A 6051-nucleotide genomic window follows, 5' to 3' on the forward strand; every position below is an offset into this window, starting at 1 on the left:
CGCGGCCGCCGCCTCCCCGTCGGGGCCCGGCCCCTCGACTTCTGTGGAGCTACGGGGAATTGAACCCCGGACCTCTTGCATGCCATGCAAGCGCTCTACCAACTGAGCTACAGCCCCTTGACCTGCGTCGTCACCGGAGGTTTCCTTCGGTTTCCCTCGGCGACATCGACTACTTTACACGGTCGAAGGGGTGCTCCACGAATCAGTTCCCGCAGGCCACCCGCAGGCCACCCGCAGGCCATCCACCAGCCGCTCAGCCGGCCGGCCGCGGGCAGTCCGCCCGCCGCCGCTCAGCCCGCTGCCCGCTCAGCCCGCCGCCACTCAGCCCGCCCCGCCGCCCGCCCGCCGGGTCCGGGCCGCGAAGAGGCTGGAGAGCGCCATGCAGACGGCGATGGCCACGGTCGCGACCTGGAACGCGTGCCCCGAGTCGGCGGCGGACGCCGGGAGGCTCACCTCGCCGAGGAAGACCGTGCCGAGCAGGGCGACCCCGACCACCTGGCCGAGCTGGACGACCGTCACCATCACCCCGCTGGCGTCCGCCGCGTCGGCGGGGGCGACCTGACCCAGCGCCCGGACGAACAGCGGCGCGTACGCGCAGCCGGCCGCCAGGCCGAGCACGGCCATCAGCACCAGCGGCCCGGCGCCGATCTCCGCGCCGTCCCCGAGCAGGGCGCCCAGCAGCAGGTACCCGGGCGCCAGGAGGGCGGTGCCGAGCACCGGCAGCGAGCCGTGCAGCCGGGCGGGCAGCCGCTGCCAGTGCAGGCTGGAGACACCGAAGCCGAGCGCGATCGGGGCGGAGTACAGCCCGGCCCGCAGCGCGCTGGAGCCCAGTCCGGCCTGCTGGTGCAGGGCGAAGGAGAACATCAGGCCGGCGAAGCCCGCCATGATCATGAATATCGCGCCGGCGGACGGCCGCAGCCCGGGGGCGCCGAGCACCCGTCCGGAGATCAGCGGCTGCCCGCCGCGCCGGGCGATCCCCCGCTCGACCACCGCGAACAGCGCGAACAGCGCCGCGCTGCCGGCCAGCATCGCCCAGCCCCAGGCCGGCCAGCCCAGCTCGTGGCCGAGCACCAGCGGCACCACCAGCAGTCCGAGCGCCGTGACCAGCACGACCAGCCCGGGCAGGTCGAAGCCCCGGTCGCGGTCCCCGGGCACCGTCGGCAGCAACCGCGCGCCGGCCGCCAGCAGGGCCAGCCCGATCGGCAGGTTGACCAGGAACACCGGCCGCCAGCCCGCCCCGAACAGATCGGCGCTGACCAGCACCCCGCCGAGCACCTGGCCGACCGCGAGCCCGCCCGCCAGCACCGCCGAGTACAGGCCGAGCGCCCGCACCCGCGCCGCGCCGGTGAAGGTCCGCTGCACCAGGCTCATCACCTGGGGCACCATCAGCGCCGAACCGGCCCCCTGGAGCACCCGGAACCCGATCAGCCAGCCGGTGGCCGGGGCGAGGCCGCAGGCCAGCGAGGCCGCGGTGAAGACGGCCAGGCCCAGCTGGAAGAGCCGGCTGAAGCCGAACCGGGCCCCCAGCCGGGCACCGGTGATCAGGAGCACCGCGTACGCGATGGTGTAGCCGGCGATCACCAGCTGGAGCGCGGCACCGGAGGCGCCCAGGTCGGTGCGGATGCTGGGGACGGCGACGTTGACGATGGAGGTGTCCAGCACGGCCATGAACTGGCCGCAGAGGACGAGGGCGAGGATCAGGCCCGGCCGGGCGGCCCGGGCCGGGGGTGGGGTGACCGCAGGCGGTCGGATCTGAAGGTCCGTCATGCCCCCAGCCTCCACCCGCCCGGATACCAGTGGTTAGAGCCTGCCGATCCTGGTACCAGCAGCACCTGTTTCCGCCCCCGAAGGTCCGGCACGATGAGGTCATGACCGTCCTGGACGAAACAGCCGTGGCCGCCCCGGCACCCGTCAGCACGGAGGCGGGCCGCCAGGAGCGCCGCCGCACCGAGCTCGCCCGCTTCCTCAAGGCCTGCCGGGCCCGGGTCACCCCGCAGGATGTCGGGCTGCCGCCCGGCCCGCGCCGCCGTACGCCCGGCCTGCGCCGGGAGGAGGTCGCGCAGCTCGCCGGGGTCGGGGTGACCTGGTACACGTGGCTGGAGCAGGGGCGGCCGATCAACGCCAGCGGGCAGGTGCTGGCCGCGGTGGCCCGCGCGCTGCGGCTGGACGGGACCGAACGCGACCACCTCTTCCGGCTGGCCGGGGTCGCCACCCGGGCGCACGCGGAGCCGCCGACCTCGATCCTCGACCCGTCCACCCAGGTCATCCTGGACGCGCTCGCCCCGCTGCCGGCCGCGGTCTCCAACACCCGCTTCGACGTGCTGCAGCGCAACCGCCCGTACGACGCGCTGTTCGGCCCGACCCGGTCGACCACCCCGGACGGCCGGTTCAACAGCCTCTGGTGCACGGTCTCCACGCCGACCTGCTGCAACCCGTTCCTCAACCGGGAGGAGGCGATGCCGCGGATGGTGGCGGTGCTGCGCTCCGCGTACGGCCGGCACGTCGGCGAGCCCGCCTGGGAGAGCCACATCCGCGCGCTCTCGGAGCGCAGCGCGGAGTTCCGCGAGCTGTGGGCGCGGCAGGAGGTGGCGCCGCCGGAGACCTCGCTGCGGGTGTTCCAGCACCCGGTGGTGGGGGTGCTGCGGCTCAACGCGGCGTACCTGACGATGCTCGGGGTGCCCGAGACGTACCTGGTCGTCTACACCCCTCAGGGCCCGCAGGACCGCGAGCGGGTCGAGCGGCTGGCCGCGCTGCCGGCCGGGAGCGGGGGCCGGGGCTGCCACACCTGCTGACGGCGGCCGCGGGCCGCAGAGCGCAGGACCGGGACGGGAAGGGACGCCGGAACGCCGAGAGGGCCGCCACCCGGTGGGTGACGGCCCTCTCGTCCGCTGTGGAGCTACGGGGAATTGAACCCCGGACCTCTTGCATGCCATGCAAGCGCTCTACCAACTGAGCTACAGCCCCGCGACACGCGCGGCCCCTGAGGACCACTGGTGCGGAGTGGAGCTACGGGGAATTGAACCCCGGACCTCTTGCATGCCATGCAAGCGCTCTACCAACTGAGCTACAGCCCCGCACTCACCGGATCTCCCGCTTCCCTTCCGGGCCGCGTTCCCTCCGTGCGAACGAGGAAGACTCTAACCGGTCAGGCCCGGAACTGCGAAATCCGCCCCCGCCGGCCACCCCGCGACCCGTCCGGCGGGCCTCCCCGGCGGCCGGCCCGCGGCGCGCCGGAGGCCCGCCCGCGACCGGCCGGCGCCCCGCCCCGGAGGGCCGGGCGACCGGTCGGGTGTCCGCCGACCGGTCAGGTGTCGTCGCCGATGACCGGCTGCGGCAGGGTGCCCGCGTTGTGCTCCAGCAGGCGCCAGCCGCGCGCCCCCCGACCCAGCACGGACCAGCAGCAGTTGGACAGGCCGCCGAAGCACTCCCAGAGCGCCGGCTCCAGCCCGAGCAGCCGCCCGAGCATGGTGCGGATGGTGCCGCCGTGGCTGACCACGACCAGGGTGCCGTTCTCCGGCAGCTTGTCGACCGCCGCCAGCACCACCGGCACCGAGCGGTCCGCGACCTCCGTGGACAGCTCGCCGCCGCCCCGTCGCACCGGCTCGCCCTGCGCCCAGGCCGCGTACTCCTCGGGGAATCGGGCCCGGATCTCCGCGTTGGTCAGACCCTGCCACTCGCCCGCGTACGTCTCCCGCAGGCCCTCGTGGTGCTGGACGTCCAGGCCGGTGACCCGGGCGAGCTCCTCGGCGGTGCGCCTGGCGCGCTTGAGGTCCGAGGAGATCAGCAGGTCGGGCCGGAGCCCGGAGAGCAACCGGGCGGCCCGCTGCGCCTGCAGCACGCCCTGGCCGGTCAGCTCGATGTCCGTGGTGCCCTGGAACCGCGATTCGAGGTTCCAGGAGGTCTGGCCGTGCCGCCAGAAGACGATGCGCGGGCCCCGCGCGGTCCGGCTCAGCTGTAGTCCTCGGCGCCGAAGTCGTCGGCCGGGGCCTGCTCGGCCGGGGCGACGGCGTTGCCGGCCGCGTCGGTGTGCGCGCCCTCGGGGCGGTTGCGGGAGGCCAGCGCGTCCTCGGGGAGCGGCAGCTCGGGGCAGTCCTTCCAGAGGCGGTCCAGCGAGTAGAAGGAGCGCTCCTCGGAGTGCTGCACGTGGACCACGATGTCGAGGTAGTCGAGCAGGATCCAGCGGCCCTCGCGCTCGCCCTCGCGGCGCACCGGCTTGATGGACAGCCGCTCGCGCAGCTGGTCCTCGATCTCCTCGGCGATCGAGCGGACCTGGCGGTCGTTGTTCGCGGAGGCGATCAGGAAGGCATCGGTGATCGACAGCACCTCACTGACGTCGAACGCGATGATGTTGTGGGCCAGCTTGTCGGCCGCCGCCTGGGCGGCGACGGTGATGAGTTCCTGGCTGTGGGCGGTGACGGTCACGGTGTACTTCCGGCTCGGCGGCTTGGACGGCGCCCCGGCGCGGGCCGAGGTCGCCTTCCAGGATCTCACGCCGCCGTGGCGGCCCCGGAACCGATTTCCGGAGCCACCGCCGACCGGGCCGCCGAGTACGCCGTCGGCCACGCCGTCGATCAGCCCTTCGACCGGGCCGGAGGGCGCGCCCGCGACCGGGCCGAGGAGCGCACCGCGGGAGCCGGCCGGCGGGCCGCCGCGGGCAGGCCCGTGACCGGGCCCGGCCCGCGGCCCCGCGTCACGGGGCCTTCGGCGGCTGGTAGTCCTTGCCGAGCACGACCACCAGGTCCGCGTTCTGCGGGTCGGTGACCTTCTTCACCACCGTCTCCGGCAGGTTGAGGCTGAGCGCCAGCGACTTCGCCGCGGCCTGCCTGGCGTCGTCGGTGTAGCGGATCTCGGTGGCCGCCTGCGGCGCGCTCTTCGCCCCGCCCGGGACGAAGGTCAGACCCGCGTTCACCACCTGCACCTGGGCGGCGGCGGCCGCCTGCTCGTTGCCGGTGGCGTCCTGGATCGAGACGCGGGCCGCGCCCTCCCCGGCCTGGGCCGACTTCACGGTGCCGCCCAGCACCTCCTTGACCTGCTTGCCCGCCGTGGCGTCGTCCAGCGTGCCGTCCGGCCGGACCGGCAGCGCCGAGGTCGACAGGTGGCCGTCCTTGGCCTGCTGCGCCAGCTGGGCCAGCACGCCGGCCAGCGCGTCCTCGGGCAGCGAGGGGTCGAGCACCGCGTTCATCCGGTGCACGGCGTCCTTGGCGTCCGCGAACTCGGTCGGCGTGGTCCGCACCACCGCGTCCATCACCTGGCCGAACCGGGCCAGCTGGGCGTCCCGGGGCTCACCGGCCGCCTGGTAGGTCGCGTACTCGACCGCGGCCTGCCCGCTCAGCAGGGTGTTCTTGCCCGCCGGGGCCAGCAGCTTGCCCTCCGGCTTGCCGCCGTCGTGGACCTCGGCGTTGGTGTCCACCCGGACCCCGCCCAGCTGGGAGACCAGCAGCCGCAGGTACGGGGTGTCCAGCCGCCAGGTGCCGGCCACCGGCGCGCCCAGCACGGTGGCCAGGCCGTCCCGGGTGGCGGACGGACCGATGCTGTCCATCGCCTGGCCGAGGGTGGTGAGCGGCGGGTCGCCCGGGCTGGGCAGCTTCAGCGTGTCCGGCAGCAGCAGCACCGAGCCCTTGTGCCCGGCGCCGTCGTTGACCAGCAGCGCCGTGGACACCTTGCCCTGCAGGTCGCGCAGGTGCACCACGTTGACCGCGCGCCCGCCGGCCGCCGCGCTCGCCGTCTTCTCGTCCTTCTTGGTGAACCACACGTAGCCGCCGGCCCCGGCCGCCGCGATGACCAGCGCCACCGCGGCGCCGACCAGGCGGTTGCGCAGCTTGCGCCGCCGCTCGTCGCGCCGCTCGGTGCGGGACTCCGCGAACTTCAGCCAGTCGATGACGTCCTCGGACTCCTCCGCCTCCTCGTCGACGAAGGTGAACTCGCCCGTGGTGTAGGCGTCCTTGGGCGCACGGCTCCCCGCGCGAGCGGCGCGGCTGCCGCCGACCTGCTCGGACGGCTCCGACCGGGCGGGCGCCGGCTCGGCCGCGGCCGGCCGGGGCGTGCGCGGGC

The 6051-nt window shown here is 74.8% G+C and carries 5 protein-coding genes and 3 tRNA genes; 1 reads left to right on the forward strand and 7 read right to left on the reverse strand.

Annotated features, from left to right (window positions below; genetic code table 11):
• Positions 1 to 44: 44 nt before the first annotated feature.
• Together ACWEQL_RS40230 and ACWEQL_RS40235 are read right to left on the reverse strand one after the other, a co-directional pair.
• A tRNA-Ala gene (locus ACWEQL_RS40230) sits at positions 45 to 117 on the reverse strand.
• A gap of 204 nt (positions 118 to 321) precedes the next feature.
• Entirely contained in the window at positions 322 to 1767 is a 1446-nt protein-coding gene (locus ACWEQL_RS40235; protein WP_452156235.1) for an MFS transporter, read from the reverse strand.
• 101 nt (positions 1768 to 1868) lie between these two features.
• On the opposite strand from ACWEQL_RS40235, the gene ACWEQL_RS40240 reads away from it, so the two are divergent.
• Complete coding sequence (locus ACWEQL_RS40240; RefSeq protein ID WP_452156237.1) at positions 1869 to 2792, forward strand: helix-turn-helix transcriptional regulator; 924 nt, start codon at positions 1869 to 1871, stop codon at positions 2790 to 2792.
• A gap of 99 nt (positions 2793 to 2891) precedes the next feature.
• On the opposite strand, the gene ACWEQL_RS40245 is transcribed toward ACWEQL_RS40240, so the two are convergent.
• The 5 genes from ACWEQL_RS40245 to ACWEQL_RS40265 all read right to left on the reverse strand — a co-directional run.
• Positions 2892 to 2964, reverse strand: a tRNA-Ala gene (locus ACWEQL_RS40245).
• A gap of 37 nt (positions 2965 to 3001) precedes the next feature.
• A tRNA-Ala gene (locus ACWEQL_RS40250) sits at positions 3002 to 3074 on the reverse strand.
• Between the two features lie 230 nt (positions 3075 to 3304).
• The gene (locus tag ACWEQL_RS40255; protein WP_452156241.1) at positions 3305 to 3952 is read right to left on the reverse strand and encodes a histidine phosphatase family protein; all 648 of its coding nucleotides are present in this window, start codon (positions 3950 to 3952) and stop codon (positions 3305 to 3307) included.
• A complete protein-coding gene (gene rsfS / locus ACWEQL_RS40260; RefSeq protein WP_452156243.1) occupies positions 3949 to 4422 on the reverse strand; it encodes a ribosome silencing factor in 474 nt (157 codons plus the stop codon). The genes ACWEQL_RS40255 and rsfS overlap by 4 nt, the downstream gene beginning before the upstream one ends.
• A 268-nt stretch (positions 4423 to 4690) precedes the next feature.
• The coding region (locus ACWEQL_RS40265; protein WP_452156239.1) for an LCP family protein at positions 4691 to 6051 on the reverse strand (1361 nt) is incomplete at its 5' end.

Source organism: Kitasatospora sp. NPDC004240 (assembly GCF_053603215.1).